Genomic DNA, 3,336 nt, shown 5'->3' on the forward strand with positions numbered 1-3,336 from the left:
ATCTAATGGTCTATCAGTTATAAGTTCTATATTATTGAAACCTGCCACTCTTTGTCCGTTAAAACTTACAGCGGCAAATCTTGATGATACATTCAGAATCGGATCGCCCAGTGTTTTCCAAACTGCCCCACCCCATCCTGCTTCAAAGGCTCTCTGTACCTGATAGCCAGAGTTGGTCGGCGGTGCTGACGCCAGCCAGAATGGGTTAGGAGATTTAATCCCTGCAAGATCGATACGTAAATCAGCCATCTATTTTTCTCCCCTCTATTTTCATTTGAGATATTAGTTTGCCGTCCCGACGAAGGAAGATTGCTTATGAATCGCATAAGCCACATCTTTCCCTTGTTGCGCAGCTGTAACAACCATGGCGTCACCGTTTCCTTTTCCAAACACAACATCCCCGCAGGCAAATACTTTTGGGTTGGAAGTTTGAAAGTTCTCAGAGTCGACCTTCACAACCCCGCCATTATGCTCTATGCCGAACTCTTCAATCAGATTGAGGTGCCGGGTCTGACCAATCGCTTTCACCACGGCATCGACCGGAAGGACATGCTCTGATCCTTCAATAGCTGTTGGACGTCGTCGACCATCTTTTTCAGGCTCGCCAAGTTCCATTTTGATACACTCAATGCCAGTCACCTTACCATTTTCATCACCTATAATCCGTTTTGGAGCCGTTAACCAGCGGAATTCCACACCGTCCTGTTTGGCAAATTCATATTCAAAGTCATAGGCGGTCATTTCTTCTTCCGTTCTTCGATATAAGATTTTGACGTTTTCTGCTCCTAACCGGACAGAACAGGTCGCCCCATCAATCGCAGTATTTCCTGCCCCAATGACAACAACGCGTTTTCCAACAAAATCTTCAGATAACTGACCGCTTTTAGTTGCTTTAACAAATTCAATCGCATCATAAACACCCGCAAGGTTTTCACCTTCCACACCAAGGTTTGGTACATGTGCCATACCTACTGCCAGGATGATATAATCGAAATTTTCAGTAATTTCTTCTGCAGATATATCCTTACCGACCAACGTGTTAGTTCTAATATCGACATTCAATTTCTCAACCTGTTCAACTTCCCAGAAAGAAATTCTTTGCGGTAACCGGAAAGAAACAATTCCGTATGTATTTAAACCGCCCGCTTTCTCGGAACCTTCAAAGATCGTAACCTCGTATCCTAATCTTGCAAGTTCTCTTGCTGCGGAAAGTCCAGCCGGCCCCCCGCCAATTACAGCCACTGTCCTTCCGTTAGATTGACCTGGTTGAAAAAGTGTCTGATTATTGATCATTGCCCAATCAGTAGCATATCTTTGTAAATTGCCAATCATAATTGGTTTAGTAGAGTGATTTAGGACACAAGCCCCTTCACATAATTCTTCAGTAGGACATACCCGCGAACAACTTGCACCGACAGGATTGGATGACATGATTGTTTTGGCAGATCCTAATAAGTTTCCTGAAGCTATTTTTTTAATAAAAGTAGGAATATCAATACCTGTTGGACATGCTTTAATACACGGAGCATCATAGCAATAGAGGCAGCGATTAGATTCTTCAACAGCCTCTCGGTTTGTCAGCCCACTTTCCACTTCTAGAAAGTTCTTTTCAAGATTAGATAGGGAAATACGCTGCATTTTATCATTCACCATAGAGAAACCTCCTTCATTTATATATCGATTTTTCAAAACTTTTGAAGGCAGAAAGTTGTCCTTTTTTTTTACTGGAATTAAAATGTAAGCGCTTTAATAATTGAATACTACCAAAAAGGGACCAACTCCTTTTGTGCATATATGTATTTCGCAGAAAATTCTGCATCTTATTTTAATTTTACAGACTGCTAATAGGCATTTCACCTGACAATCTGTAAAATGATGCATGCAATAAATTAACCATTATGTAAAAAGTAAGATGTCTTTTAAGAATGTAGAATCAGAGAGGGAGCATTGATGTATGTTCGCATTAAAAGGGAATAATAGATAAAGTATTAACAGAGGGCAAGCTTTTTTGGATTCTTTCCTGAATACTTTTTCAATTTAACATAATGATACCAAAAAAATTGTAATAATCTATCGAATTGTCAATTTTTCTTACATACTTTATTTGGTGGCTCTGGAGGGTATAATCATCTGAATTTTACTTGTATAATTGGACTTCTTCTCGCATAAACAAACAAATTCATTGATGCAGTACGAGTAAAAACTTCTCGACATTTTCTACTATTTTGCATTTCAGTTCTCCCGAAAAAAAGTGTACCAGCCGTAATGGAGGTACACTTTGAACTATCTAAATCAGAAAATATTTAGCTAACTCGACCACCATTGCTCCCATTCTTTCCTTTTCAGGAACCACAATTCTTTCGATTCCCTCATCTTTTAAAGCTGCTTCGGTTACTTTTCCAACCGCTCCAGCAACGACATTATTATTGAAAGCGGCCACGATATCTGCATTGATGTTATGTTCTCTTGCATATTCAAAAAGCGAGTGCACCTGTGTAGCAGTGGTAAAACAAACCGCGTCACACTTATCGAACTGTAGTTCATGTATTAACCGATCTACTACCTCATTATCAGGTGCAATATGCTGATATGGAAGGATTTTTTTTACAGTTGCCCCGCGATCTTCTAAGAATGTTGTTAATGCAGGTGCTGTTTCGCCATGGAGTTGAACCATAACTCTTGTTCCAGAGAAATCAACGTTTTCGAGTGCTAGTGCTAATCCTTTCGTTGTTCCATCCACATCAACCACATGTGGTTTCAGATCATATTTTTTCAGAGCAGACAGTGTTTTGTACCCTCTCGAGGCGATCTTGGCTTCACGAATATTCTTTAAAAATAAATCACTTAATCCAAGTTTTGCTGCTAAATCCACAAGTGTCTCAAAGCCAATCCCAGTGGTGAAAATGACCCAATCGGCCCCATTTTCCACAAATTCACGTACATTTGGTTCTACTTCTTTCTCCGCTAAAAATACTGTCCCTTGAAGTGGACGAACGAGAGGAACGCCTCCCTGTTTTTCAATTAGTGTACTTATTTCTTCTATCTTTCGCGAACCACAGATAACGACTTGTTTTCCAGTCAAACCCTTTTCCATCGTACTTACCTCTCAGACTAAATAATAATATTTTTTTCTTTTGCGATTTGTTCGATCTTATCCGAAGGATATATATTCATCCCACTTTTACCAACTCTCGCTACTACTGCCATTGCCGTTGCAACGTTTTTAGCTTCAATGGCTTTATAAGTTCGTAATGGACCAACCATGAGTACATTGATAATAGCACTTGTTTTTGCGGCAATTTTTTCCCCGAAGCGAAATTCTTTTCTGTCCCCTAA

Annotated in this window: 2 protein-coding genes and 2 pseudogenes; all 4 read right to left on the reverse strand. The window is 39.9% G+C overall.

Annotated features, from left to right (window positions below; all coding sequences use genetic code 11):
- Positions 1 to 249 (reverse strand): annotated as a pseudogene (locus tag V7659_RS14700) (NAD-dependent dihydropyrimidine dehydrogenase subunit PreA); the annotation flags it as partial.
- Between the two features lie 33 nt (positions 250 to 282).
- Positions 283 to 1,653 carry an NAD(P)-dependent oxidoreductase gene (locus V7659_RS14705; RefSeq protein WP_420491732.1) on the reverse strand — a complete coding sequence of 457 codons (1,371 nt, stop codon included), beginning with the start codon at positions 1,651 to 1,653 and terminating at the stop codon, positions 283 to 285.
- 634 nt (positions 1,654 to 2,287) lie between these two features.
- Positions 2,288 to 3,094, reverse strand: coding sequence for a uroporphyrinogen-III synthase (locus tag V7659_RS14710; RefSeq protein ID WP_335540640.1), 807 nt, complete (start codon positions 3,092 to 3,094; stop codon positions 2,288 to 2,290).
- A 17-nt stretch (positions 3,095 to 3,111) separates the two neighbouring features.
- A pseudogene (locus tag V7659_RS14715) lies at positions 3,112 to 3,336 on the reverse strand (oxidoreductase); the annotation flags it as partial.

This window comes from Neobacillus drentensis (assembly GCF_036966985.1).
In the GTDB taxonomy this organism is placed as follows: Bacteria; Bacillota; Bacilli; order Bacillales; family Cytobacillaceae; genus Neobacillus; species Neobacillus drentensis_E.

Excerpts from the sequence above, each read along its gene's own strand:
- V7659_RS14705 (WP_420491732.1), bottom strand. The coding sequence starts at position 1,653 with ATGGTGAATGATAAAATGCAGCGTATTTCCCTATCTAATCTTGAAAAG.
- V7659_RS14710 (WP_335540640.1), bottom strand. The coding sequence starts at position 3,094 with ATGGAAAAGGGTTTGACTGGAAAACAAGTCGTTATCTGTGGTTCGCGA.